This is a genomic window from Nocardiopsis terrae (assembly GCF_014651695.1).
Taxonomy (GTDB): domain Bacteria; phylum Actinomycetota; class Actinomycetes; order Streptosporangiales; family Streptosporangiaceae; genus Nocardiopsis; species Nocardiopsis terrae.
Genome location: NZ_BMXJ01000011.1, coordinates 68,400 through 92,301, shown reverse-complemented (window position 1 = coordinate 92,301; position 23,902 = coordinate 68,400). Strand labels below are relative to the sequence as shown.

Genomic DNA, 23,902 nt, shown 5'->3' with positions numbered 1-23,902 from the left:
TGTGGAAGCCTTGTGAGGGGTGGAGCTGACCGGTACTAATAGGCCGAGGGCTTGTCCGCTGCAGATAATTGGATGTTCGCGCACACTGTATTCACACGAAGCTTACTCGTGGTCATCGTTCCCCCTGGTGGTTTGGGGTTGAGTGGTGGTTGTGGGTGTTAGGTTTCCGTGGTGGTTGTAGCAGGAGGGTCACACTCGGTCTCATTCCGAACCCGGTCGTTAAGTCTCCTCGCGCTGATGGTACTGCCCTGTGGTGGGGTGGGAGAGTAGGTCGCTGCCACGGTTTTTCTTGAAGAGAAGGAGGGGAGGGGTCGCTGTTGTGGCGGCCTCTCCCCTCCTTCTTCTTTTTTGTGTCCTGGTTTGTGAACATGTGAATCCTTGGGGGTGGGTGCGCTTCCCGGGGTGCGCTTCCCGGAGGGGTGTTCTCCCGGGGGGTCTTCTGGCGGGGTGGGGTGGGCCCTGTTCTTGTTGCGGTGATCTTGCTACCAGAAGCGATGTCGGCGCTGAGGTTGCTTCTGGTAGCAAGATCACCGTGGCGGGGGTGGGGGTGGGGGTGGGGGTGCAGGGACCCGCCCGGGCGGCGCGGGGCACGGTCGAGTAAGGAAGATCCGAGCAATCCCTTACCTGCCGCCCCCGGTAGGGCGTGAGCGCGCTCAGCGCACGCCTGGTCGTCCGCCAGGAGCAAGGCGTAACTCGACCCATCACCACAGCACGGGCCCACAGCCCCACAGACAGGGCCGTTCGCCGGCCGCGACAGCGTGGCGCCCCTGGCGGTGGGAACATACCTGGCAGTGGGAGCACACCCGGCGGAACCCGCCGAGTACCGACCACCAGGCGACCTTGCAGTGCTGGTGCTGGTGCTGGTGCTGGTGCTGTCGGTGGGCACTGGAGCGGCCGACGTCCCCGGAACAACCCCTCGGGGCCGTCCTACCTCAGACCCGCCCCGGAGTCTTCCCCCGAGCTCGTTCGCCAGGATCGTCTCCAGGGACAGGATCAGAATCAGGGGTACGGAAAGCTGTGGGCGGAGGGGCCGGGGGCATTTCTGTAGTGCGGTTCCACTCCGGAGGACGGAAGCCGCCGGAGCGGGTTCTCGCTAGTCCTCGTCAGCTTCCGGGATTTCGATGAGCTGCCTCAACAGCGCAACGAAGTCGTCCTCGCTCATCGCCGACCAGTCCACGTGCTCGTTCATGTTCAGCGGTTTCCCCAAACTCCCGCCCCGATAAGCCTCCGGGGGCCTTATTCATTCGAGAAGTCTGGGTTAACAGCGTGTAGACGCAGGTAGAGGGGCTGGCCGGAACAGGACAGGGAAGTCAGAGCAAGGGTCTCAGAACACCGGCACCGGGCGGTCTGTGGACAGGGGTGTCCTGGTGCGTTCTGTGCCCCTCAGACGAGCTAGACGCGCTGTTGGAGGGCGCTCCTGCACTCCGGGCACCGGCAGCGCTTGTTGTACCCGGTGACGCTGCCGTGGGGCAGGGACGGGTCTCGCTGCTCGATGAGGGTCGCGTCGAGCTGCTCGCCGAAGGGCTTGAGGACGCGTGCGGTCGAGAAGACCTGCTTGGGGCTGATGTCCAGCTCTCCCGCTGCCTCGTCGATGTGCTTACCCATACGGAGTTTCGCGATGAGGCGTGATCGGGTGCTCGGGGGCATCTGGGCCTCCGCGTTCGCGATCAGCTGCTCGGCGTCGTCAAGCGGGTAGCTCATGGAGTTCCTCTATGTGTGCGGGCACGCCCGCCGGAACGGGCACCTCAAGCATCGTACGCGCTTTCTCTCCCCGGACGCCGTGCTGAGACGTAGGTGACACGGAGTCCCGGAGTCCCGAAGCCCCTGTGGCGGTGCCGGCGTGCGCCCCGCCAACCCGGGGACCCATGAGCCCGGCGTGCGCCCCACCAGCCCATCACAGTCCACCGGTCCGCCAGGACCTGACCCGTCCCGGCCTGAGGAGTGCCAGTCCTTGCGTAACCGGTGGGGCCCGAGAGAAAGGTGTCGGCCGTTCACTTTCCTGTGGCTTCCTGGTGCGCAACTCCCCGCGCGCAACTCCTGGTGCACAACTTCCGGTACGCAACTTCAGTTACCTAACGTAACAAAGGTGCTGTTCTCTCCGCGGGGATCGTGCTTGCGGACCGGCCTCTAATGCATCGAAACGGCCGCTCTTTTCTAGAAACTCATTGCTAGATGCTAGATGTCGTGTTTCGCTGGTGGCACACCCTCGACACTCTGCGTCATTGGATCAGTGTTATGACCAGCCCCACGGTCCGTCGGCGGCGACTGTCCGCCGAACTCCGCCGCCGCCGTGTGCAGGCGGGTATGACCCTCAACGACGTGGCGGAGGAGCTGGAGTGGTCTCCGGCGAAACTAGGCCACATCGAGACGGGTATCCGCAAGTGGCCGTCGGTGATGGAGATCTCCGCGCTGCTGCGGTTGTACGGGGTCACGGGAGGACAGCGCGAGGCCGTTCTGACGCTTGTCCGCGAATCGAGGCTGCGGCCCTGGTGGACCGAGTACGAGGACGTCCTCTCCTCCGCCTACGTGGGCAACGAGGCCGGAGCGGTTTCCGTGCGGACCTACGCGGGCATTCTAGTTCCCGACCTCCTCCAGACACCCGACTACACCGCGACCCTGGCGCGTTCTCTCGGCTACGGGGAGGATGCCGTCGAGCGTATGGTCGCTGCCTACCTGAAACGCCAGGAGCTCCTCGACCACGGCTCCTCGGTCCGCTACCACGCCGTCGTGGAGGAGGACGCCCTCCAACGCGTCTCAGCCGATCTGGGGCTGCTGCGCGGCCAGGCCACCAGGCTCGTGGAGCTGGCCGCCGACACCGAGCGCGTGACGGTCCGGCTTCTGCCGACCTCCGCCGGTCCGCACGCGGGCCTGGCGGGCCCCTTCTCGATCCTGGAGTTCGAGGAGGACGAGGCCGACCTCGCCTACGTCGAGGCTACCTCCGGGGGCAGATGACCTGACCGAGTAGGGCCGTCTCGGGGCGGAACGGAGGAAGAAGCCGGTGCGAATCGGTCCTCTGTGGCAGGGACCGCCCGCGGTGGCTTGCTAGTCTGCTAGGTGACAACCTCATAAAGTTGCCCGCGGAGCCCTCGCCCCAGGGCGGGTGCCCGTGTGTACGACCGGTTTTCCAACAGAGAAAGGGTCCGGACAGTGAAGAAGATCATCGTTCTGGCGCTGGTGGCCCTCGGGGCTTTCGCCGTCTACCGCAAGATCCAGGCGGACCGTGCCGAGCTCGACCTGTGGACGGAAGCCACCGCGGCCAGCGAGAGCTGATCAGCGGGTCCATTCGGCCGCCGTCAGGGGGCCGGGAGGTTTCCATGAACGGGTCGACGGTGTACACCTGCGTGTGTCACCGCGTGTCCGTTTCAGAGTGACACGAAGACGTGGGTGGGCCGACAATCCCGTGGTGCGACCCACGGCTTTGTGCTGTGTCCGGTCCCTGGTCAACCCCCGGACCCCGGGTTCTTCTGGCTCCGTGACCGGGACCGCTTCCGATGCGGGTATGCTCTGCAAGTGAACCGGGCTCAGACCCGGGTTCACGGGGCCATAGCTCAGCTGGCAGAGCGCCGGTTTTGCATACCGGAGGTCAGGGGTTCGACTCCCCTTGGCTCCACACAGGAAAACAGCAGATCAGACATAGCGTCATAGCGTGCGGGGACTCCTTCGGGGGTCCCCGTTACGCGTTTCCAGCTTCCGGTACGTGTTCGGGGAGGCCGGTCCCGGGCCACCGCCTCCACGGCCTCCCCAACCCCTGGTTCCGCCCCCAACCCCAAGCCTCTACCGCCTCCCCGCTCCACGGCTTTTCAGCGGGGCGGCGGAGCGGCGGCCGGGCCTCTGCTCGGCCGTGAGTCGCGCGGACAGCGCCCGGCAAGCGCGCGGAGGGCAAGGGGGCGCACCCGGTTCCGGAGGGGGTGCTACTGGCCTCCCTGGTGCCGCCGGCCTTCCTGGCGCCCAGCCCTCTGGTGTGGTTGGCCCTCCCGGAGCCACCGAATCCCTGGTGCGGCCTGTGCTCCGGCGGAGGCGCCACCGTCCGTCCGAGCCCCGCACGGCGCATCCTGTCCCAGCAGGCCCCGGCCCCTGCCCTCTGCCCCTGCGGGCCCCGGAGCACGTGCGTCTGGAATCACGTCCTATGAAGTATTCGTGTGAAAATCCATAAGTTGGGCTATTTGACCAGGTTCATAAGGACTCTCCTGGTCGAATCAGGAAAATTTTCTTAGGTTACTAAACGGTAGTTCTGTTTCTGGCCGTGTGGGTGGGAAATGGGTGATCTGTGGTGTTGCCCAGTGTGTCCGCCCGGGGGGTCCGCATAGCCCGATCGGGTGGGTTCGGTCGCAGATCCCCCAGTCCGGTCGAGCCTGTCGCCGTGGGGTCAGTGGCTCATGGGATGACGTGAAGCCGCAGGTCATCACGGTTTCCAGGGAATGGTCTGAGACCGACCTTTCATTGTGATTGCCAGGGGGTGCCTGTATCACATGCAGTGACTCTCCGTGTGTGTATGATGACACTTCCCCAAGAAGCAATGGTCCTACTGGGCCATATGAGAAATAGGCCTCTTGGGGCCTGTTGGTGAACTCGGACGATCCGTAGTTTCGACACCAACGACAACGAGGAACACAGCGCGCCGAAACGATCGACCCCCGAAGGCGAGCCGCGCGGCCCCCCGCCCGGCTTCGTGCACCGTCCTCGCATCGGCCAGCTGTTCCTCGTCCACCGACGGCCGTGCCGGCCGGTGGGTTCCGATCACCACACATGCTGATCTTGGGAGTGGGGCAACATGTGGAACGAGAAGATGGCGGCTCGTGCCAAGTGCCGCGAAATCGACCCCGACGCCCTGTTCGTACAGGGCGCCGCGCAGAACCGCGCCAAGCTGATCTGTAGGGGCTGCCCGGTCCGTACCCAGTGCCTGGCGGAGGCGCTGGACAGCCGGATCGAGTTCGGTGTCTGGGGAGGCATGACCGAACGGGAGCGTCGCGCCCTGCTGCGCCGGCGCAAGGACGTCACCAGCTGGTACGAACTGCTCACCAGCGCCGAACGACACTATGAGGAGGAACACGCCCAGGAGGAGCCGGTACGGTCCGGGGTGCCTGTCGTCGCCCGTCAGTGACGGGGCGGCCGCCAGGGAGGGGAGCCCGGGCGGCCGGGGGGCCGGATGCGAGGATGTTCGCGTCAGACCGTGACGGCGCGGGGGTGCACAGCGCGTCCCGACCAAAGTCGATGCCGCCCTCCTCCTTCGGGAGGAGGGTCGGATCAGGGAAGGATCAGGGACGCCCCCCATATCCGCACACGCCGTTTTGCCGCATCATGGGAGGAGGGCGTGGCCATCCTCGTACGGCCGCGTCCGGCAAAGCGCGTTGGGAGTGGGGATGGCTGTGCAGAACCCTCAGAATCCGCAGAAGCGGTACCCGTGGGATCAGAGCCCCGTCCCCCGAACACAGCTCCGGCTCACCCACGCGGACAGGGACGCGGTGGCCGACGTGCTCCGTGAGGCCTACTCGCAGGGGCAGCTGGACGATGACGAGTTCGGGGAACGGCTCGACCAGGCCATGAGGGCCAAGGTCAGTTCCGAGCTCGTCCCCCTCACCGAGGACCTCGGGGTCCAGGTCTCCCCAGGGGGGACCGGGAGCACCCCGAGCGTGTCCCACCAGAACGGGGGCCGGACCCAGGGCGAGGGGAAGGGCTCCGCGGGGCCGACCACGGACAACCCCGTGGAGAAGGTGGCGGCCGCGGCGGGGCACCTCTCCGTGTTCTACATGCCCTTCCTCACCCCGCTGCTCCTACTGATCGTCAGCGGGGACCTGTCGCCCTACCTGCGGCGCCAGGCCATGGAGGCGCTCAACTTCCAGCTCTTCTGCTTCATCGGCGCGATCGTGAGCGGCCTGCTCTTCTGGTTGGTCGTTCCGATCCTCGCCCTGATCGGTATCGCCGTCGGATGGTTCGTCATGCCGATCATCGCGACCGTCGCCAGCATGATGGGTCGGAGCTGGAAGTACCCGCTGGTCTACCGCATCATCAAGGACGACTAGCAGGGGCCACCGGCGGGGCAATGAGCAGGGACGGCTGTCCCTGCCAGCTGGCGGGGCCGGGCGGCGTTCCCACCCGGCCCGGCGGGGCCCTCCCGGAGAGGGTGTGTCCGCACCGGGAGGGTGACCTCAGCGCCCGGAGCGCCCGTCTTCCTGCGCGCTGCCCTTACCCGTGGCGGCACGCGCCGTCTCCTTCGCCTTGGACTTGGTGGCCTTTGCGGTCTCGGCCGCGCTGTCAGCGACGTCCGAGGCCTTCTCCTCCAGGTTCTCGCGGGTCTCGCGAACCTGTTCGCGGGCCTGGTCCAGGTGTTCCTGCCACTCGGCGTCCTGGGAGGCCTGGCGCATGCGGATGAGCGAGTACACGACCACACCGCCGACCACGGCGGCGCCGCCGATCAGGACCCCGCGGGGGATACGGCGGTTCCCGCCGCGGAACAGCCGCAGACCTCGGCGACCCGGGTTCGGGTCGATCCTCTGCGCGGCGGTGGTCAGCATCTCCGCCACCCGGGGCGCCACGGTGTCCTCGACCCGCAGTGCCGCGGTCTCCAGACGGGGGGCGGTCCAACCACGCGCCTGGAAGAGCTTGATGGCTGCCTGGTCCCGCGCCTGGTCGGCGTACGGGCCGACCCGGTCGGCCTGTTCCTTGGCAAGGTCCTGCAGGCGGGCGAGGGTCGCCTCCGCCTCCTTGCGTGCCTTGCGACGCTTGGCAGTGATAGGCACGTCGTCAGCTCCTTCGATCGTTCACCGGTTCGTACGGTCCCACCACCCGGTGGCCAAAACGCAACGGCCACGATGGGCGGCTTCTCGTCGTCCTTCCCCGTGATCCGGGTGTTATCTCAACTTACGTCCTCTGCGTCTGTGATCTACGTTTCGACACCGGCAGTCCCCGGGTGACTTCGGTAAGGCCTTCCCGAAGCCGGCCCGGCGGCGATACCGTCCGCCGACGGACGGGTTCAGGCAAAACGCGGTGGACGGAAGGGTAACGTGAGCACGTAATCTCACTCGACCGAAAGGCACTGAGGTGTCGGACTCCAAGGGGCAGCCCACCGCGCGGCTGAACACCTCCAAGGGAACCATCGTTGTCAAGCTCTTCGAGGAGCAGGCGCCCGAGACGGTCGCCAACTTCATCGGGCTGGCCGACGGCTCCAAGCAGTGGATGGACCCCACCACGGGCAAGCCGTCCAACAGCAGCCTTTACGAGGGCACGATCTTCCACCGTGTCATCGACGGCTTCATGGTCCAGGGCGGGGACCCGCTGGGCACCGGTCGCGGCGGCCCCGGCTACACCTTCGACGACGAGATCCACCCGAGCCTGCGCTTCGACCGCCCGTTCCTGTTGGCCATGGCCAACGCCGGCCCGGGCACGAACGGCTCGCAGTTCTTCATCACCGTCGGTGAGCCGTACTGGCTCGACGGCCGCCACACCATCTTCGGCGAGGTCGTCGAGGGCAGTGACGTCGTCACCGCGATCACCAAGGTCGCGACCGACGCGCAGGACCGTCCCCGCGAGGACGTGGTGATCAACAGCATCGAGATCGACCGCTAGGGCGGACATGCCAGCGGTGAGACCCAAGGAGTGAAGACCCGCCGATGACCGCATCTCCCCCTCCGCCCGGATCACCGTCCGGCCCCGGATCCGAGTCGGGAGCGCCGCGTACCTGTTACCGGCACACCGGACGCGAGACCGGGGTCAGCTGCACCCGGTGCTCACGACCGATCTGCCCCGACTGCATGGTCGAGGCGTCGGTCGGGTTCCAGTGCCCCGAGTGCGTGACGGAGGGGAATCGCAAGGTGCGGTCCGCACGGACCACCTTCGGGGGCAGGGTCGTCCGGAAGCCGTACGTGACCTGGACCATCCTGGGCATGATGGTGGTGGGCTTCCTACTCCAGCTGGGCACATCGGACCCCGTCGGCCAGGCTGGCCGCTCGTCCCTGGTAGCCGTGTTCGGCATGCACGGGTTCGCCGCCCTCGCACAGAACGAGTGGTACCGGCTGATCACCGCGGCCTTCCTGCACGGCGGGGTCCTCCATCTGCTGTTCAACGGGTACGCGATGTACCTCCTGGGGCAGCAGCTGGAACGCTGGCTCGGACACGGCCGTTTCCTGGCCCTGTGGGTCGTGGGGGCCCTGTCCGGATCGGTCATGAGCCTGCTCTTCGCCCCGTCCCAGCTCTCGGTGGGGGCCTCCGGGGCGATCTTCGCCCTCTTCGGGGCGGTCTTCGTGATCGGTCGGCGCCTCCGGCTGGACATGCGGATGATCCTGGTCCTGCTGGCGCTCAACCTGGGCATCACCTTCCTGGTCCCCGGGATCTCCTGGACCGCCCACATCGGCGGTCTGGTCGCGGGGCTGGCCGTCGGCGCGGTGTTCGCCTACCTGCCGACCGGCTCGGACCAGGCGGCCAGGCGTACGCTCGTGCACACGCTCATGGTCGCCCTGTTCGTGGGACTGCTCGCGGTCCTGGTGTTCCTGGCTCCGACGCTGTGGTCCCTGGCCATGCCGGCCTGAGGGCCCGCGTCGGCCCTCAGCCCCTGAGCGGCCCGCAGAAGCATGGGGAAGGCCCCCGGAGAGTCTCCGGGGGCCTTCCCCATGCCCGGACCGCAGATCCGGGAACCGTGTTCGGGTACGCGAACAGAGCTACCCACAGCCTGTGGATAACCCTGTGGAAAACCTGATCAAGGCTGGTCGAACGCCCAGGAGGGGACGTTGACGCCGTTGTCGGGCCCCGCGTGCGACAGGGGGCGTCGCGCCCGGGGGCGGGAGAAACCGGTCAGTGCCAGCGCGTGGACAGGACGACGGCCACGATGATCCCACTGAAGCCGATCAGCAGGTTCCAGTTGTGCCAGTCCTGCATGAAGGGCACGTAGGAACCCGCGATGTAGTAGACCGCGATCCAGAGAATGCCCACGATGAAGAAGCCCAGCATCGTCGGCACCAGCCAACGCGGACTGACCTTCGGCTTCTCTTTGGAAGGAGGCGGAGTGTAGACAGCCTTCTTCTTGCGATCGCTGCGGGACTTGGGCACGGTCGCTGCTCCATGAGGTGGGGCGGTTCGGAATGAAACCACAGTCTACGCCCAGGGTGGGGTCTCCGTCACCGGAGGGAGGTTCCAAAAGCCCAACGGCTTCGAGGGCACCCGCCCTCCACCGGAGAGCCCGGAGGCGGGGGCGCTCCGTCGAGCGCCCCCGCCTCCGTCACTTCCCGCTGGTCGGGTCAGGGCCTGGAGAAGACGAAGTCGTCGCCCCCCGGCGGCAGCGGAATCTCCGGCTCCTCCGGGTCGGTCGGCTCCTCCGGCTCCTCCGGGTCGGTCGGCTCCTCCGGCTCCTCGGGCTCCTCGGCCGGAGCCACCGCGATCGTCACGGTCACCGTGGTGTCGGGGTTGACGTTCTGGCCGGCGGCCGGGGACTGGCCGACCACGGTGTCCTCGGGCGCGTCAGCGGTCTCCTGCTCCTGGAACTGGGCGGTCAGCCCCGCCTGGTCCAGCGCGGACTGGGCCTGTTCACGCGTCATCCCCTGCAGGTCCGGGACCCCCACCTGGTCGGGGCCGGAGGAGATGATCAGCGTGATCTCCTCGGAGGGGTCGACCTCGTTGCCCGCGGAGGGGTCCGTGCCCACGGCGCTGTCCTCCGCGATGCTGTCGTTCGCCCTGCGTTCGGTGGTGACGTTCTCGAACCCGGCGTCGGTCAGCGCGGACATCGCCTCGGACTCGTTCTGCCCCTCCACCGCGGGGATCTCCACCGCCCCGGGGCCGGAGGAGACGTAGATGACGATCTGGTCGGTGGCCTCGACCTCGGAGCCGGCCCCGGGGTCGGTCTCGATGACCGTCCCCTCCTCCACGTCCTCGCTGGCCCGCTCCTCGTCGTAGTAGTTCTCGAAGCCGTCCTCGATGAGCACGGACTCCGCCTCCGCGAGCGAACTGCCCGCGAGGTCGGGGATCGCCATCGTCTCCGGTTCGGTTTCGCCGAACCCGCCGTTGATGAGGAAGAAGACCAGGGCGATGGAGCCGATCACGCCGAGCGCCAGGAGCACCCACAGGGCGGTCTTGCCCCCGCCGCCCCTCCGGTCGTCCCGGTAGTCGTCGTCGTAATCGTCGTAGTCGTCGTACCGGCGGTCGTCCGCGGGCGGCAGCGTGGTGGTCGCGCCCGCCGCGGCCATCGCCATGGTGCCCGCCTGGGTGGGCATCCCGGCCAGGCCGCGCTGGATGTCGGCGCGCATCTCCGCGGCGTTCTGGTACCGCTCCTCCCGGTCCTTGGTCATCGCCCGGAGGGTGACGTCCTCCAGCCAGTCCGGGACCTGCGGGTCCACCTCGGAGGGCGGGACCGGGTCCTCCCGGACGTGCTGGTAGGCGATCGAAACGGGGGAGTCGCCGGTGAACGGCGGGCGCCCGGTGAGCAGCTCGTAGAGCACACAGCCGGTGGAGTAGATGTCGCTGCGCGGATCCACGCGCTCACCGCGCGCCTGCTCCGGGGAGAGGTACTGCGCGGTACCGATGACCTGGGAGGTCTGGGTCATCGTCGCCTGGTTGTCGTCCATCGACCGGGCGATGCCGAAGTCCATCACCTTGACGTCGGCGCCCCGGGTCAGCATGACGTTCGCGGGCTTGATGTCCCGGTGCACGATCCCGTTGTCATGGCTGTACTCGAGAGCCTTCAGGATGCCGTCCACCAGCTCCGCCGAACGCTCCGGCAGCAGCTTGCGGTCGTCGTCGAGGAGCTCCTTGAGCGTGCGGCCGTCCACGTACTCCATGACGATGTACGGGAGGGACACCCCGTCGACCATGTCATCGCCGGTGTCGTAGACCGCGATGATCGCCGGGTGGTTGAGGGACGCCGCCGACTGCGCCTCCCGGCGGAAGCGCGCCTGGAAGATATGGTCGCGTGCCAGGTCGTGTCGGAGCGTCTTGATCGCGACGAGCCGGTCGAGCCGCAGGTCGCGTGCGCGGTGTACCTCGGCCATGCCGCCGCGCCCGACCACTGTGTCGAGTTCGTAGCGTCCGCCGAGGAGCCGGGGCTGGGACATGTCGTGCACTAATCCTCGTGTCTTCCGGAAGCCGCCCTCGGGCCGCTGCCTACCCTGATCGTCTCTCGCTCATTGCCTGTTCAGGAGCCGCCCTGCGGAGGGCCGCCTCCCCCTGTTTCCTCGCCTCCGCCGCCGTCATCGCCGCCGTCTCCGCCCCCGTCATCGTTCCCCGGAGGCACTTCGGGGCCGGGGTCCTCCGTGCCGGAGTCCCCGTCATCGGGAACCTCGGTGCCCTCGTCCTCGGGAGAGGTGGGCTCCTCCTCGCCCTCGCTGGGAGCGGGGCTCTCGGTCTCCTCCCACTCCTCGGGCTGGGGGACCCATTCAGGGGTCTCCTCGACCTGAACCGGAGCTTCGGGAGCCTCTTCCTCCTCCTGTTCCTCACTGGGTGTGGGGGAGGGGGTGACGTCCGAGGCCGGGGGCTTCGTGGAGTTGTTGACGTTCTCGGCGCCGTCGTCGCCGCCGGAGAGGAAACCGGCCACGGCCGCGGCTGCGATCAGGACGGTCGCCGCCACAGCCGCCAGCACCATGGGCATCCGCGTCCGGCGACCGGACCCCGGATCCTCAGCCAGCGTAGCCGAGCCCTCCTCCTGGACCGGAGGGACGGGGGTCTGCCCGGAGGTGCGCCGGACCGCTCCGGACGGCCCGGTCCGCGGACCGTCGTCCGGGACGGCGCCGACCACCATCGTCTGCGCCATGCCGTTGAACCCGGTGGACGGGGTCGGCGGCCCGGTGCCCGCGTTGGAGCGGATGACCGCCGCCAGGTGGGCCACCTCGCCCGCCGAGGAGGGACGGTCCCCCGGATTCTTCTGCAACAGGGAGAAGACCAGGTTGTCGATCTCCGCGGGGACGTGCGGGGGGAGCTCCGGCGGGTCGTCGCGGGTGTGCGCCAGGGCCAGGGCCACGGGGCTGTCCCCGGTGAAGGGGGGCTGTCCCGACAGGCACTCGTAGGCCACCACACCGAGCGCGTACAGGTCGGAGGCCGCGCTCGCGGGCCGCCCCGACGCCTGCTCCGGCGAGATGTACTGGGCGGTCCCCATGACCATGCCGGTCTGCGTGAGGGTCACCGAGGTGTCCCCGCGCGCGATACCGAAGTCGGTCAGCTTGAGCTGGCCGTCCTCCGCCACCAGCAGGTTGCCGGGCTTGATGTCGCGGTGGACCACACCGCGGGCGTGCGCCGCGGCGAGGGCCTTGGCGGCCTGGCACACGAAGTCGAGGGTCTGGTCGGCGCTGAGGCGGCCCTGCTCGCGCAACACCTGGGAGAGGGGTTCACTGACCACCAGTTCCATGATCAGGAACGCGCGGCCCTCCTCCTCCCCGTAGTCGTAGACCTGGGCGATACCGGGGTGGGACAGCCCCGCGGTGATCCTGCCCTCCGTCCGGAAGCGCTCTCGGGCCGTCGGTTCGGCCATCTGGGCCGGGTGGAGCAGCTTCACGGCCACGGATCTGTTGAGCAGTGTGTCGGTCGCCCGCCACACGGTGCCCATCCCTCCGGAGCCGATCTGCTCCTCCAGGCGGTAACGGTCACTCAGAACGGCCCCGGCCAGTCCACCGGGGCCGTTCCGTGAAGACGGCTCGTAGGCGCTCACTACAGAACCACTGCCTCCATCATCTGGCGAGCGATCGGCGCGGCCAGCGAACCTCCGCTGCCGCCGCCGTGCTCGATGACCACCGCGACCGCGATCTCAGGATCGTCGGCGGGTGCGAAACCGATGAACCAGTTGTGGGTTCCGAGGTCGTTGCCGGTCTCGGCGGTACCCGTCTTGCCCGCCACGTCCATGCCCGGGATGGCGGCGTTGGGGCCGGACCCGTCCGGGCCCGTCACCCGGACCATCATGTCCTTGAGCGTGGACGCGGTGCTGGGGCTCACGGCCTGGCTGTACACGTCGGGGGTGGTCTGGGTGACCACGGAGCGGTCGGCGTCGCGGACCGAGTCGACCATGTACGGGTGCATGACGTCGCCGGAGTTGGCGACACCTGCGGCGACCATGGCCATCTGCAGCGGGGTGGCCTCCACGTTGGACTGGCCGATGCCCGCACGGCCCAGGATGTTGCGGTCCTCCTCGGCCGGGGCCCGGCTCGGGATCACGTTCAGGGGGACGTTGAGTTCGTCCTCCTCCCGGTTGAACCCGAAGGCCGTGGCCTGCTCGGACAGGTTCTCGCCGCCCACCTCGATCGCCCAGTTGGCGAAGGAGGTGTTGCAGGAGATCTGGATCGAGTGGGCCAGGGTGTCCGGCTGCCCGTTGTTGCAGGTGCCGCCCGGGGTGGCGTTGGGCAGGGGGCGTCCCAGCTCCAGCACGTTCGGGGCCTCCATCGTGCTGTCCGGACCCGCCTCCAGGTACTCGATGGCGGCGGCCGCGGTCACGACCTTGAACGTCGAACCCGGGGGGTAGCGCTCTCGGAGTGCCCGGTTGAGCAGGGGCTGGTCCTCGTCGTTCTCCAGGGCCACGTAGTTCTCGGTGGCCTCGGTGGTGTCGGTGACACTCGAGACGTCGTTGGCGTCGTAGGAGGGGTAGGAGACCGAACCGAGGATGGCCCCGGTGTCGGGCTCGATGGCGACGGCGGCACCGTTCATGCCCAGGTCCCGGAAGCCGTTGAACCCGGCTTCCTGCACCGCGGGGTCGATGGTCAGCTCGACCCGCGCCCCCTCGGGTTCCCGGCCGGTGATGATGTCGCGGAAGTTGCGCACCGCGAGACGGTCGTCGCTGCCGTCCAACAGGGCGTTCTCGGTCGCCTCGATGCCCGAGGCGCCGAACTGGCGGAAGGAGCCGACCACCGGGGTGTACAGGGCTCCTCCGGTGTACTCCCGCTGGTAGCGCGCCGGGTCGTCCTCCTCGGAGATGTCCGTGGAGAAGGCGACGTTCTCGTCGCCGACGACGATCGGGCCGCGCTGCTCGGTGAGCCGCTCGGTGTACTGGCGTCCGTTCAACGGGTCCTCGCGGATCGCCTCCGCCTGGAAGCCCTGGATCCAGGTGAGCTGGAGCATCAGGGCGCCGAACAGGACCATGGCGAAGACGCTGAGGCGTCGGATGGGTGTGTTCATCGTCGGATCACCTGGGTGGCCCCCTCGTCCTGGATCGCCTGCGGGGCCGGGCTTCGCGCGTTGTCGCTCATCCGGAGGAGCAGGCCGATCATGAGCCAGCTCGCCATCAGGGCCGACCCGCCCGCGGCCAGGAAGGGTGTGGTCATACCGGTCAGCGGGATGGTCCGGGTCAGCCCGCCGAGCACCACGAACACCTGGAAGCACATGACGAAGGCCAGCCCGCTCGCCAGCATCTTGACGAACAGCTCGCGTGAGGCCAGTGCGATACGCATGCCCCGCTCCACCAGGAGGAAGATGACGACCAGGATGGCCATGAGACCGGTCAGGCCCAGGTCCTCACCCAGCGAGGCGAGGATGAAGTCGCTGTCCGCGGCGAAGATGTGGTGCGCCTGTCCGCCGCCCATCCCGGTGCCGGTGGTACCGCCGTAGGCCATACCGATCTGGCCCTTGACCAGCTGTTCACTGCCGCCCAACCGGTAGTAGACCTCCTGGTCGTAGGCGTTGAACCAGATGTCGACGCGCTGACGGAAGTGCCAGAAGAGCCGGAAGGCGAGCGTCGCCGCCGCCAGGAACAGGGTCACCCCGATGATCACCCAGGAGGAGCGCTGCGTGGCGACGTACAGCATCGCGAGGAAGGTGCCGAAGAGCAGCAGCGAGGTCCCGAGGTCCTTGGTGATGACCAGCAGGCCGATCGCGGCGACCCAGCCCACGACCATCGGCATGAAGTCGCGGGCGCGCGGCAGGTCCATGATCTTGAACCGGCCGATCTTCACCTGCTTGGCCGCAAGCGACAGCACCTGCCGCTTGGTGACCAGATACGAGGAGAGGAAGACCACCAGGGCGATCTTCGCGAACTCCGAAGGCTGTACCGTGAAGCCGCCGAACCCGATCCACCGCCGGGCGCCGAACTCGGAGATGCCCAGGCCCGGGACCATCGGCAGCGCGATGAGGACCAGCGCCACCAGGGCGCTGACGTAGGTGTAGCGCTGCAGGACCCGCGGTTCCTTGAGGAAGAACAGCAGGGCGATGCACAGGACCATGCCGACCGCGGTCCAGATCAGCTGCATGCCGACGCCGGCGTGCTCGATGTCGCCGGATTCGGCGGCGTCCAGGCGCCAGATCATCGCTACACCGATCCCGTTCAGGAACAGGGCGCAGGGCAGGATCAGGGGGTCGGCGTAGGGGGCGATGAAGCGCAGCGCGACGTGCGTGGCGAGCGCCATCGCACCGAAGATCAGGCCGTACCCCCACATGGCGCCGGGCACGGCACCGTTGAGGTTGAGCCCGGAGACCGCCATCGCGCCCATGGTGATGACGATGGTGAGCCCGATCAGGACGAGCTCGGCGTTGCGGCGTTGGACCGGGGGTAGCGCCGTGGGCGCCTCAGGGGTTGCGGTGCTCACGGGGTCACCCCGATTCCTCGGTCTCGGTCCCGTTGTCGGCGTCCTCGTCCGCGCTGGTACCGTTCGCGGCTTCTTCGAGGTCACCGACGACCCGGACGGCGCCTTCCCGGTCGTCCGCCGTGATGGTGTTCGCGACCAGTTCCTGGTCGGCCTGCGGGAGTGACTCGATCCTCAGGCCGGTGCTCTCGATCTCCTCGGAGAGGCTGAAGCCCGCGATGTCGGTGTCGATGCCCTGGTAGACGCTGACCGTCTCACCGTCCGGGGAGGCCCCCACGTAGTACTGGCTCTCGACGTACTGGCGGCCGAAGTAGTAGCCGCCGCCCGCGACCAGGCCGACCACGACGAGGAAGACGAGGATGATCGGCCACCAGCTGCGTGAGCGGTACTCCGACTCGGATTCCCGGTCGCGCGGGACCGGGGCGTCGTACGGCTGTTCCTCGTAGGGGCGGTCGTCCGGCTCCTGGCCCGGGGCGTCCGCCCGGACGGGGTCCATCTCGGCGGTGTCACCGCCGCCGCGCAGTTCCTGGGCCCGCCTGGCCGGACTGGTCTCGTTGGGGCCGGTGGACTCGTCGCGCTGGTCCGCGGCACCGACCGTCTGGGCGGCGAGCGTGGGGCCCTCGCGGTCGGTGTCCGTCTCGATGACGTCGGCGACGACCGCGGTGATGTTGTCCGGCCCGCCGCCGCGGATGGCCAGTTCGATCAGCTTCTTGGCGGCCGCGCGCGGGTCGTTCTGGGTGGCGAGCGTCTCGTGGATGGTCTTCTTGCTGACCACGCCGGACAGTCCGTCGGAGCAGAGCATGTAGCGGTCGCCCGGCTTCGCCCTGCTGATGGAGATGTCCGGGTCGACCGGGGTCTTGCCGTCCAGCGCACGCAGGATCAGGGACCGCTGCGGGTGGGTGGCGACCTCCTCCTCGGTGATCTTGCCCTCGTCGACGAGGGTCTGCACCAGGGTGTGGTCGTGGGTGATCTGCTCGAAACGCGGTCCGCGCAGCAGGTAGGCGCGTGAGTCGCCGATGTGGATCAGCGCGACCTGGGAACCCGACCACAGCATGGCGGTCAGGGTCGTGCCCATGTTCTCCAGCTGGGGTTCCTGCCGGATACGGATGGCAAGCGACTCGTTGGCCCGCTCGACGGCGCGCTGGAGGACCTCGGCCATCTCCTCGGCCCTGGGGTCGTCCGGGGTGTCGAGCTGGCGGAGGGATCCGATGGCGATGGAGCTGGCCACCTCACCGCCCGCGTAACCGCCCATGCCGTCGGCTACCGCGAGGAGGTGTTGGCCGGCGTAGCCGGAGTCTTCGTTGCCTTCGCGGAGGCAACCTACGTCGGAGTACGCCGCGTATCGGAGAGCGATTGTCATTTGCGCAGTTCCAGGACGGTTTTGCCGATACGGATGGGCTGACCCACCGTGATGGGCTGGGGGCGGTTCAGCTTCTGCTGGCCGAGGTAGGTGCCGTTCGTGGAATTGAGGTCCTCGACGAACCAGCGGCCGTTTTCGGAGTAGACGCGGGCGTGGCGGCCCGACGCGTAGTCATCGGTGATGACCAGGGTCGAGTCGGGGGCGCGTCCGATGAGGACGGGCTGTGCGGTCAGGTTGACCGTGGTGCCCGATAGGGGGCCCTGGGTGACGGCCAGGACCGTGGGCTCGTTGCGGCGCGGGCGCTGCGGCCGGGCCTGCGCCGACGACGGCGCGCGGCGCTGGGCCGGACGGGCCGAGGAGGACCGGGGCTTCTTCTTGGCCTTCTTCTTCGACTGCCCGAAGAGGTCCGTGCGGATGACGCCGACCGCCATGAGGACGAACAGCCAAAGCACCGCGAGGTACGCGATCTTGATCAATATGAGGGTCAAGTTGGACATCGAACTGCTCTTCAGCCCCTGTCGTGCTTCGGCCGGGGTGGCGGTCATCGGCGCCGCCACCGTGTCTGCCCCACCTTCGGGTCGGTGAGTCTGGGTCGCTGGTCCTCGGCCCATCCGGCCGCGGACATTCTGCCCGATCGGTCAGGTCTTCGCGGAGACTACCCTCCCGGCCGGATATCCGACAGCGGGTCCGTATCCGGCCTGACCCGGACTTCCACCTTTCAGACGCCGCCCCGGGGCGGTTGGTTGCGGTCCGGTCCGGCCGGATCCTCCGGCTGCGCGGGGTGGGCCGGGTCAGTCCCTGCGGAAGGTCATGGTGGTGCGGCCCAGGCTGACCCTGGTCCCGTCCACCAGCCGTGCCTGCCTGACCTGTTGTCCGTTGACGAAGGTCCCGTTCGTGGACCCCTTGTCCTCCAGGATGACCTCGTCGCCGTCGACCCGGATCTCGACGTGGTGACGCGAGACCCCGTTGTCGACCAGACGCAGGTCGCAGTCGGTGCCGCGGCCCAACAGGGTGACCGGGGTGGTCAGCTCGAAGGACTGCTGCATGCCCTGGCTGGCGATGTTGCCCTCGGCGGTCGCGCCACCGGGCGAGATGAGCAGCCGGGGGCGGCCGGACTGGCGCGGACCCGTGCCCTGGCCCGGGTCACCGACCGGCTGGCGGACCTCGCCGTCCTTGACCATGGTTCCGCGGACGACACCGGAACGGATGCGGAAGCGACCGGTCTTGAGACCGTCGTCCGGCCTGAACTGGACCCGCACCGGACCGACGAAGGAATAACCCTGTTCGGTCGCGTAGTCGCGAGCGAGCTTGGAGAGTTCCTGGCCGAGGCTGTCGGCGTAGACCTCCAGGCGCTCCTTGTCACTGGCCGAAAGCTCGACGATGAAGTCGTTCGGAACCAGTGTGCGTCCCTGGGCGACGATCGCTGCCCGCTCGTCCATTTCCCGCTGGACCGCGCTCGCGACCTCGACCGGCTGGAGCTCAGACTTGAAGGCCATCGCGAAGGTGCCTTCGATCATGCCCTCAAGCCTGCGCTCGAAGCGTTGGAGCACTCCCACGAGGTACCTCCCTTTGTACTCCACTCCGTATGTGTAGACGATCGTAACCGGGTCGGGGTGCCCCTGCTTTCAGGCGCACCCCTGGGAAGGCCCTCCCGGGGCCGGATCCGGGGCCTCCGTAAACGGTGTGCAACCCACCTCCAGGCCGTGCTAGCCTTATTCATGTCGCCAGGGGGAACGGGCAAAGAGCCCGGAACACCTGGCAACACAACTTAATGCATGTCACTCGGGCGGGTGGCGGAACGGTAGACGCGCACGGTTCAGGTCCGTGTGTCCGAAAGGATGTGAGGGTTCAAATCCCTCCTCGCCCACTCGATTCTGGACGGCCCCGGAAGCAAGCGCGACTTGCTACCGGGGCCGTCTTCGTCGTGTCCCCGGGCCCTCGAATCGGAGGGCTTTCGGGTACCTTCCGCATGGTGTTCCGGCCCTCCGCAACGGCTTTCGGCCGTCGGCAACGATCTTCGATCGTTAGACGGGACGGGGAAGGCCCCGCCTCGCCGGGCCGGAAACGGCCGCCGGCCCGGCGGTACTCCCGGTCGCGGGCCGCCCGCGCCCGGATGGGACACTCCGGGCGTGGGAATCACCGAACACCTTCACCAGCTCGGGCGGCCACTGGTCGCCGAACAACTCGCACACCCGACCGTCGCCGGGATCGCCCGGGGCGACCTCGACGAACGCGCCTTCCGCTACTGGCTGGAACAGGACCACCTCTACCTGCTCGACTACGCCCGGGCCTTCTCCCGGCTGGCCTGGCAGGCACCGGACGGGCACCTGGCGGACCTGGTCGGGATCGCGCACAGCACCCTCAACGAGGAACTGGAACTGCACCGCTCCCTGTCCGGGGAGTTCGGTGCCGACCTGACCACAAGGGACAAGGGGCCCGCCTGCGCGGCCTACACGTCCTGGATCCTGGACGCGGCGGCCGACTACCGGGACGGGCTCGCCGCGGTCTACCCCTGCATGTGGGGTTACAACACCCTGGGTCTGGAGCTGGCCGAGGCCCGCCCCGAGGACCCCCGCTACCAGCGGTGGATCGACACCTACGCCGACCCGGGCTTCACCGAACTGACGGAGCGGTACGGCCGCATGCTCCAGGAGGCCGAGCCCGACCCGGAGCGGGCGGAGCGCTTCTTCCTGGAGGGAATGCGCCACGAGGTCGCCTTCTGGGACACCCCCTACACGTAGGGTCCGCCGCGCACGACGGGGAGGGGCGGACCGGGCGGTCCGCCCCTCACGGGTGTCGGGGTCAGGGGTTGAGCACCGATTCGACCTGGTCGAAGCGCTCGATCTCACATCCGTTGCGCTTGTTGAACTCGGTGTCGACCTCGGTGCCGTTCACCTGGCCGGTGACGTGGACGACCTCGGGGCCGCCGATCTGCATCGTGCACGTCATGCCGGAGGTGTCCATGGTGAACGGCTCGGTCCCGGCCTCCTCGATCTCGGCGCAGGCCGTTTCGGGGTCGGGGTGGTTACCGCCGGCGGGGGAGCAGGTGAGGGTCCATTCGCCCTCCTCGAAGCCCTCCTCGGCGGTCAGTCCGTCCTCTTCGGACAGGGAGCGTTCGATCACGAGTTCCACCTCGGCGGACTCGTTCTCCTCGGAGGCGTCGGTCTCGGTGGCGTCGGTCTGGGGGGTCTCGGTGGCGTCGGCCTCGGGTGCCGGTGCGTTCACCTCGACGGGCTCGTTGCCGCAGGCCGTGATAAGCAGGCCAAGAGCTGCGAGTGCGGCGAGGCGGGTCGGCAGGGCCGTGGCGAAGGTGTGCTCACGCATACCCCTTGGACGCGGGTCCCGAGCACGCCGTTCCGCCGATTCCTAATTTTCTGGCACACACCTGACACAGGGGGTCACCATCATGTTCGGTGGACAGGTCGCTGAGGTTCTCGTGAACGAGGTTCCCGAGGACGTATACCTGCTCGACGTCCGGGAGGACGACGAGTGGCGGACCGGCCACGCGCCCGGCGCCGTGCACATCCCGCTGGGGACGCTCGGCGAACGCGCCGACGAGGTCCCCAGGGACCGGAGGGTCTACGTCATCTGCCGTTCGGGCGGCCGCTCCGGCCAGGCCACCATGGCGCTCAACCAGGCCGGCTGGGACGCGGTGAACGTCGCGGGCGGCATGCAGGCCTGGGAGCACGCGGCGCGCGAGATGACGGCGGACGGCGAGGGGGAACCCCGGGTCCTGTGACCGTCGATTCTGGTCGGATTGCGCGAAGCTCTGCCACCGGGGGGCTTCCAGGTGGCACTATGACGACGTGAGTTCCGAGCGCGCGCCCCTCAGCGCCGAAGCCGTGCTGGCCTCTTCAGCGGACGCGGTGATCGGTATCGACGGCGAGCTCCGAGTCACCGTGTGGAACCCCGCGGCCGAGCGGATGTTCGGCTGGGGTGCGGACGAGGTGCTCGGCGGCGAGCTGCCGATCATCCCCCAGGAACTGAGGCCCGAGTACGGTGCGGTGCTCGAACAGGTGCGCGCCGGAACCCCGTTGACGATCTTCACCCGCCGCCTGCGCAAGGACGGGACCGCCGTCGACGTGCGGGTCAGCACCGGCTGCGTGCACGACGACCAGGGGCGGCACGCCGGGTGGGTCCTCGTGCTCTACCCGAGCGAGAAGGAGGTCCAGGCCCAGACCTCCGCGATGGAGCGTGCCCGCCTGGTCCGCCGCCTCACCGACGTGGTCGCCGACATCAACGCCGACCTCAGCCTGAAGTCGGTCCTGGACCGCATCATCAGCAGCCTGACCGAACTCACCGGCGCCGACGCGGGCGGTTTCGTCCTGCTCGACGAGAACCGTGTGGAACTCGTCAGCCTCACCCACCTGTCCGAGGAACTGTACGGGGTCAGCGCGCCCCTGGAGTCGAGCCTGTTCGGTGAACTCCTGCGCAGCGGGAAGTCCGTACTGCTGGCCAACAGTGCCACCCGCAGCCTGGAGGACCTGGTCTGGGCAGACCTGCCCGGCCTGCACACCATCGCCCTGTGCGTGTCCAACGTGCAGGGCCGCCCCTACGGGGCCCTGTACGCGCTGTACAGCCAGCGCAAGGTCGGCCACGTGGAGCTGGAGCTCCTGGAGCTCCTCGCCGAGCACGCCGGGGTGGCGATCGGCAACGCCATGGCCTACGAGGAGCTCAAGCTCCAGCGCGCCAGGGAGCAGGCGGTCTCCGACTCCAGTGCAGACGGGATCGCGGTCCTCGACTACGACGGCAGGGTCCGCAAGTGGAACCGCTCCGCCGCGGAGCTGACCGGCTACACCTCCGAGCAGATGGTGGGACAGCCGCCGCCCTTCCCGATCCCCGCCGCGCACGGCGAACCGGTCAAGCACAAGAACGAGGGCGGGCGCTGGCTGGAGATCCTCATGGCGCGGATACCGAACACCGACGAGTGGGTGGTGGACTTCCGGGACATCACCGCGCAGAAGGCGCTGGAGGAGGAGCGGGAGTTCTTCCTGGCCAGCACCGGGCACGAGCTGCGGACCCCGGTCACGGTGATCCAGGGGTACGCCGCCCTGCTGTCCCGTAAGGGCGAACGTCTGGGGCCGGAGGGCCGCCAGGAGGCGAGCGAGATCATCCTGGACCGCGCGCGTTCGCTCGCGAAACTGGTGGAACGGCTCCGGCTCGGGTCGGACGTGGCGAGCGGCGAGATGACCGTCGACAAAGTGCCCTTCGACCTGGTGGAGCTGCTCGGCCAGGCGGTCGCGGCCTTCCGTCCGCTGGCCGAACGGCAGGAGCTGACGCTGGACTCCGGCGGGACGCTCTGGACCGTGGGGGACCCCCTGGTCACCGGCATGGTCATCGACCAGCTACTGGAGAACGCCCTGAAGTTCTCCCCGAGCGGCGGGGCGGTGCGGGTCGGGGCGCAGGAGGGCGAGGACACCGTCACCATCCACGTCGACGACGAGGGCATCGGTATCGACCCCGGTGACGAGGAACGGATCTTCGAACGGTTCTTCCAGAGCGGTGAACGGGGCGACCGGAGGGGTTACAGCGGGCTCGGGATCGGCCTCTACATCGTGCGCCAACTGGTGCGGGAACAGGGCGGTGAGGTGACCGCCCACCGGCTGGCGAACGGTACCCGGATGCGGGTGACCCTGCCCCGGCACCGGGGTGAGGACGCCGAACTCGGCTCCGTCGTCTCCGAAACGCCGAAGAGCCGGGGCGGAACCGGGATTCCTTCGGCAAAGGCGTAGGGCGGGCACCGTATCCCGTAGGAAAAGACAAAAACCTCGGGAGCCCCGAAGCCTTGGGGCGTAGGCGATGTGCGCGTGCGCGGCCGGTGCCGTCGCCGTGGATTCGCCCCCGATCGGGTTTCCCCCGCGCGGGATCGGGGCATTTCCACCCCTGGTGGAATTCGCTGGCACACTTCGGGCGGGTTCCGGGCTGGCCGAGAAACACGAACTCGCAGGGACGAAAGCCGTGTCAGGAGACAACACCGCGTACGACGACGGGGAACCCCGGGGCCCTCGGAAGATCGAGCGGAGCGTCGTCCTCCCCTACGTACCCGAGAGCGTCACCAGGGCCCGGCAGGGGATGAGCGCGGATCTGCGCGCCATGGCGGTCTGCGCCGACCGGATCGACGATGCCGCCCTCATCCTCAGCGAACTGGTCAGCAACGCCCTCAGGCACGCGAGCCCCCTCCCCGAAGACACCGTGGGCGTGTCCTGGCGGGGCGAGGTGGATCCGGGCGATCCGACCGGGGCCTGGCTGGAGATCTCGGTGCGCGACGGCGGGTCCACCACCATGCCGCGGGTGGCGCGGCCCTCCGTGTCCGGTCTGGGCGGCCGGGGCCTGGGCATCGTGCAGACCCTGGCGGGCCGCTGGGGGACCGAGATGGACGCGACCACCACCACGGTGTGGGCGGTTCTGGAGATCTCCGCGCAGGACCCGGCCGACCTTCGGCACGGCACCGTCACAGCGCTGCCCGTCGCCGGCCGCGAGCCCGCGGACGGGGACTCCACCGACGTGTTCGACCTCGATCTCGACCTGCGGGTTCAGACGCACGAACCCGCCTGGGGCGCCCTTCTCTGAGACCGACCGGTCCTTTTCCGAAGGGCTGATCCGGGGTTCGGAGCGGAGGAACGCGACCGATACAGCGAAACACCGCCAACGAGGTGGCCCGCTCCCGGCCTGAACGCTACAGTCACGACTGTGGAGTTGAAGATATCAAGCCGATCTCAGGACGACGTCGCAGTGGTAACCGTTGGTGGTGAGATCGATCTGTACACGGCACCCCAGTTGCGCACCGAGCTCATCGGGGCACTGGGGGCGGGGGCGCGGCGTCTGGTCGTCGACATGTCGCGGGCCGAGTTCTGCGACTCGACCGGGATCAGCGTCCTGCTCTCCGCGATGAAGCGGTCCCGTGGCGCAGGGGGCGACCTGGAGCTCGTCGCGCCCAAACCGGCGGTCATGAAGGTCCTACAGGTCACCGGCCTGGACGAGGTCTTCGTCGTCCACTCCGGCCTCGACGCGTTGCCGGTGGCCGCGGGGACCGGCAACGCCCGTTAACCGGGTACCGGTGGCGCGTAGA

General features: G+C 68.4%; 23 protein-coding genes, 2 tRNA genes and 1 rRNA gene. 14 read left to right on the top strand and 12 right to left on the bottom strand.

The annotated features are described in order from the left end of the window. Nucleotides 1-167: 167 nt before the first annotated feature. Nucleotides 168-283: ribosomal RNA gene (gene rrf / locus IE195_RS25305) — 5S ribosomal RNA — on the top strand. 1,109 nt (nt 284-1,392) lie between these two features. On the opposite strand, the gene IE195_RS25300 is transcribed toward rrf, so the two are convergent. Next, nucleotides 1,393-1,701, bottom strand: a complete 309-nt coding sequence (locus tag IE195_RS25300; protein ID WP_191276121.1) for a hypothetical protein — start codon at nt 1,699-1,701, stop codon at nt 1,393-1,395. Nucleotides 1,702-2,235: 534 nt separating this feature from the next. Between IE195_RS25300 and IE195_RS25295 the strand changes: the two genes are divergently transcribed. From IE195_RS25295 to IE195_RS25280, 5 genes are all read left to right on the top strand, one after another. Then, nucleotides 2,236-2,952, top strand: a complete 717-nt coding sequence (locus tag IE195_RS25295) for a helix-turn-helix domain-containing protein (RefSeq protein WP_225942596.1) — start codon at nt 2,236-2,238, stop codon at nt 2,950-2,952. 195 nt (nt 2,953-3,147) lie between these two features. Continuing rightward, a complete protein-coding gene (locus tag IE195_RS26405; RefSeq protein WP_014912962.1) occupies nt 3,148-3,270 on the top strand; it encodes a DLW-39 family protein in 123 nt (40 codons plus the stop codon). A gap of 267 nt (nt 3,271-3,537) precedes the next feature. Further along, nucleotides 3,538-3,610, top strand: a tRNA-Ala gene (locus IE195_RS25290). Between the two features lie 1,161 nt (nt 3,611-4,771). Then, nucleotides 4,772-5,101 (top strand): WhiB family transcriptional regulator, encoded by a 330-nt coding sequence (locus tag IE195_RS25285; RefSeq protein WP_191276119.1) that lies wholly within the window; start codon nt 4,772-4,774, stop codon nt 5,099-5,101. Nucleotides 5,102-5,360: 259 nt separating this feature from the next. Further along, a complete protein-coding gene (locus tag IE195_RS25280) occupies nt 5,361-6,020 on the top strand; it encodes a DUF1707 and DUF4870 domain-containing protein (RefSeq protein WP_191276117.1) in 660 nt (219 codons plus the stop codon). A 126-nt stretch (nt 6,021-6,146) separates the two neighbouring features. Here the strand turns inward: IE195_RS25280 and IE195_RS25275 are convergent, their stop codons facing one another. Then, on the bottom strand, nt 6,147-6,737 hold the full coding sequence (locus IE195_RS25275) for a hypothetical protein (protein ID WP_191276114.1): 591 nt from the start codon (nt 6,735-6,737) through the stop codon (nt 6,147-6,149). Nucleotides 6,738-7,038: 301 nt separating this feature from the next. Here IE195_RS25275 and IE195_RS25270 point away from each other — a divergent pair, with 301 nt between their 5' ends. Further along, nucleotides 7,039-7,563, top strand: a complete 525-nt coding sequence (locus IE195_RS25270) for a peptidylprolyl isomerase (RefSeq protein WP_191276112.1) — start codon at nt 7,039-7,041, stop codon at nt 7,561-7,563. Between the two features lie 115 nt (nt 7,564-7,678). Here IE195_RS25270 and IE195_RS25265 read toward each other — a convergent pair whose 3' ends face one another. Continuing rightward, the gene (locus tag IE195_RS25265) at nt 7,679-7,873 is read right to left on the bottom strand and encodes a hypothetical protein (RefSeq protein WP_225942597.1); all 195 of its coding nucleotides are present in this window, start codon (nt 7,871-7,873) and stop codon (nt 7,679-7,681) included. Here IE195_RS25265 and IE195_RS25260 point away from each other — a divergent pair. Beyond that, nucleotides 7,860-8,522, top strand: coding sequence for a rhomboid family intramembrane serine protease (locus IE195_RS25260; protein ID WP_229826451.1), 663 nt, complete (start codon nt 7,860-7,862; stop codon nt 8,520-8,522). The two genes, IE195_RS25265 and IE195_RS25260, sit on opposite strands and share 14 nt — an antisense overlap. A gap of 262 nt (nt 8,523-8,784) precedes the next feature. On the opposite strand, the gene IE195_RS25255 is transcribed toward IE195_RS25260, so the two are convergent. From IE195_RS25255 to IE195_RS25220, 8 genes are all read right to left on the bottom strand, one after another. Continuing rightward, a complete protein-coding gene (locus tag IE195_RS25255) occupies nt 8,785-9,039 on the bottom strand; it encodes a cell division protein CrgA (protein ID WP_191276108.1) in 255 nt (84 codons plus the stop codon). A gap of 188 nt (nt 9,040-9,227) precedes the next feature. After that, the gene (pknB, locus tag IE195_RS25250) at nt 9,228-11,033 is read right to left on the bottom strand and encodes a Stk1 family PASTA domain-containing Ser/Thr kinase (RefSeq protein WP_191276106.1); all 1,806 of its coding nucleotides are present in this window, start codon (nt 11,031-11,033) and stop codon (nt 9,228-9,230) included. An 80-nt stretch (nt 11,034-11,113) separates the two neighbouring features. Then, nucleotides 11,114-12,619, bottom strand: coding sequence for a serine/threonine-protein kinase (locus tag IE195_RS25245; RefSeq protein WP_191276104.1), 1,506 nt, complete (start codon nt 12,617-12,619; stop codon nt 11,114-11,116). Continuing rightward, the gene (locus IE195_RS25240) at nt 12,619-14,073 is read right to left on the bottom strand and encodes a peptidoglycan D,D-transpeptidase FtsI family protein (protein WP_191276102.1); all 1,455 of its coding nucleotides are present in this window, start codon (nt 14,071-14,073) and stop codon (nt 12,619-12,621) included. The genes IE195_RS25245 and IE195_RS25240 overlap by 1 nt, the downstream gene beginning before the upstream one ends. Next, the gene (locus IE195_RS25235) at nt 14,070-15,476 is read right to left on the bottom strand and encodes an FtsW/RodA/SpoVE family cell cycle protein (protein WP_191276100.1); all 1,407 of its coding nucleotides are present in this window, start codon (nt 15,474-15,476) and stop codon (nt 14,070-14,072) included. The genes IE195_RS25240 and IE195_RS25235 overlap by 4 nt, the downstream gene beginning before the upstream one ends. Before the next feature lie 4 nt (nt 15,477-15,480). Then, on the bottom strand, nt 15,481-16,833 hold the full coding sequence (locus IE195_RS25230) for a Stp1/IreP family PP2C-type Ser/Thr phosphatase (protein WP_191276098.1): 1,353 nt from the start codon (nt 16,831-16,833) through the stop codon (nt 15,481-15,483). Continuing rightward, a complete protein-coding gene (locus IE195_RS25225) occupies nt 16,830-17,330 on the bottom strand; it encodes an FHA domain-containing protein FhaB/FipA (RefSeq protein ID WP_191276095.1) in 501 nt (166 codons plus the stop codon). Before IE195_RS25225 ends, IE195_RS25230 begins: the two co-directional genes overlap by 4 nt. 294 nt (nt 17,331-17,624) lie before the next feature. Beyond that, a complete protein-coding gene (locus tag IE195_RS25220; RefSeq protein WP_444544298.1) occupies nt 17,625-18,389 on the bottom strand; it encodes an FHA domain-containing protein in 765 nt (254 codons plus the stop codon). Nucleotides 18,390-18,617: 228 nt separating this feature from the next. Between IE195_RS25220 and IE195_RS25215 the strand changes: the two genes are divergently transcribed. Both IE195_RS25215 and IE195_RS25210 read left to right on the top strand, forming a co-directional pair. Continuing rightward, a tRNA-Leu gene (locus IE195_RS25215) sits at nt 18,618-18,700 on the top strand. 262 nt (nt 18,701-18,962) lie between these two features. Then, nucleotides 18,963-19,574 (top strand): TenA family protein, encoded by a 612-nt coding sequence (locus IE195_RS25210; protein ID WP_191276093.1) that lies wholly within the window; start codon nt 18,963-18,965, stop codon nt 19,572-19,574. 61 nt (nt 19,575-19,635) lie between these two features. On the opposite strand, the gene IE195_RS25205 is transcribed toward IE195_RS25210, so the two are convergent. Further along, nucleotides 19,636-20,157, bottom strand: a complete 522-nt coding sequence (locus IE195_RS25205) for an SSI family serine proteinase inhibitor (RefSeq protein ID WP_191276091.1) — start codon at nt 20,155-20,157, stop codon at nt 19,636-19,638. Between the two features lie 82 nt (nt 20,158-20,239). On the opposite strand from IE195_RS25205, the gene IE195_RS25200 reads away from it, so the two are divergent. From IE195_RS25200 to IE195_RS25185, 4 genes are all read left to right on the top strand, one after another. After that, nucleotides 20,240-20,572, top strand: coding sequence for a rhodanese-like domain-containing protein (locus IE195_RS25200; RefSeq protein ID WP_191276090.1), 333 nt, complete (start codon nt 20,240-20,242; stop codon nt 20,570-20,572). Nucleotides 20,573-20,639: 67 nt separating this feature from the next. After that, complete coding sequence (locus tag IE195_RS25195; RefSeq protein WP_191276088.1) at nt 20,640-22,565, top strand: sensor histidine kinase; 1,926 nt, start codon at nt 20,640-20,642, stop codon at nt 22,563-22,565. Between the two features lie 226 nt (nt 22,566-22,791). Further along, nucleotides 22,792-23,403 carry an ATP-binding protein gene (locus tag IE195_RS25190; RefSeq protein ID WP_191276086.1) on the top strand — a complete coding sequence of 204 codons (612 nt, stop codon included), beginning with the start codon at nt 22,792-22,794 and terminating at the stop codon, nt 23,401-23,403. Between the two features lie 120 nt (nt 23,404-23,523). After that, nucleotides 23,524-23,880 (top strand): STAS domain-containing protein, encoded by a 357-nt coding sequence (locus tag IE195_RS25185; RefSeq protein WP_191276084.1) that lies wholly within the window; start codon nt 23,524-23,526, stop codon nt 23,878-23,880. The last annotated feature ends 22 nt before the right edge of the window (nt 23,881-23,902 follow it).

Excerpts from the sequence above, each read along its gene's own strand:
- IE195_RS25300 (WP_191276121.1), bottom strand. The coding sequence starts at position 1,701 with ATGAGCTACCCGCTTGACGACGCCGAGCAGCTGATCGCGAACGCGGAG.
- IE195_RS25295 (WP_225942596.1), top strand. The coding sequence starts at position 2,236 with ATGACCAGCCCCACGGTCCGTCGGCGGCGACTGTCCGCCGAACTCCGC.
- IE195_RS25285 (WP_191276119.1), top strand. The coding sequence starts at position 4,772 with ATGTGGAACGAGAAGATGGCGGCTCGTGCCAAGTGCCGCGAAATCGAC.
- IE195_RS25280 (WP_191276117.1), top strand. The coding sequence starts at position 5,361 with ATGGCTGTGCAGAACCCTCAGAATCCGCAGAAGCGGTACCCGTGGGAT.
- IE195_RS25265 (WP_225942597.1), bottom strand. The coding sequence starts at position 7,873 with ATGGTCCAGGTCACGTACGGCTTCCGGACGACCCTGCCCCCGAAGGTG.
- pknB (WP_191276106.1), bottom strand. The coding sequence starts at position 11,033 with ATGTCCCAGCCCCGGCTCCTCGGCGGACGCTACGAACTCGACACAGTG.
- IE195_RS25240 (WP_191276102.1), bottom strand. The coding sequence starts at position 14,073 with ATGAACACACCCATCCGACGCCTCAGCGTCTTCGCCATGGTCCTGTTC.
- IE195_RS25230 (WP_191276098.1), bottom strand. The coding sequence starts at position 16,833 with ATGACAATCGCTCTCCGATACGCGGCGTACTCCGACGTAGGTTGCCTC.
- IE195_RS25225 (WP_191276095.1), bottom strand. The coding sequence starts at position 17,330 with ATGTCCAACTTGACCCTCATATTGATCAAGATCGCGTACCTCGCGGTG.
- IE195_RS25205 (WP_191276091.1), bottom strand. The coding sequence starts at position 20,157 with ATGCGTGAGCACACCTTCGCCACGGCCCTGCCGACCCGCCTCGCCGCA.
- IE195_RS25200 (WP_191276090.1), top strand. The coding sequence starts at position 20,240 with ATGTTCGGTGGACAGGTCGCTGAGGTTCTCGTGAACGAGGTTCCCGAG.